Below are 462 nucleotides of genomic sequence, written 5' to 3'. Positions count from 1 at the left end.
CTGAAGGAATTCAGGTCTACTAACATCCAATGTATATTGATACGGACTGTGACTTGCTGTAGAACGTGTTAGTCTGCTATTTTTGTATTTTTTTTTTCAAGCAGATCATCGATGCGCAGCGCGGCTACGTGCTGACCAACCATCACGTGATCGAGGGCGCCGACGACGTCTCGGTGTCGCTGGCCGACGGGCGCACGCTCAAGGCCGAGTTCCTCGGCTCGGACCGCGACACCGACGTGGCCCTGATCCGGATCCCGGCCGAGAACCTGACCGAGCTGCCGCTGGCCGACAGCGGCCGGCTGCAGGTGGGCGACTACGTGGTGGCGATCGGCAACCCGTTCGGCCTGAGCCAGACGGTGACCTCCGGAATCGTCTCGGCGGTGGGCCGCAGCGGCATCCGCGGCCTGGGCTACCAGAACTTCATCCAGACCGACGCCTCGATCAACCCGGGCAACTCCGGCG

Annotated in this window: 1 pseudogene; it reads left to right on the top strand. The window is 61.9% G+C overall.

The features are described 5' to 3' along the window. Positions 1-104: 104 nt before the first annotated feature. A pseudogene (locus CSC70_RS14470) lies at positions 105-462 on the top strand (S1C family serine protease); the annotation flags it as partial.

Source organism: Pseudoxanthomonas kalamensis DSM 18571 (assembly GCF_010211745.1).
Classification (GTDB): Bacteria; Pseudomonadota; Gammaproteobacteria; order Xanthomonadales; family Xanthomonadaceae; genus Pseudoxanthomonas_A; species Pseudoxanthomonas_A kalamensis.
The sequence above is the reverse complement of the archived record's forward strand: the minus strand, read 5'-3'. Positions and strand labels throughout refer to the sequence as shown.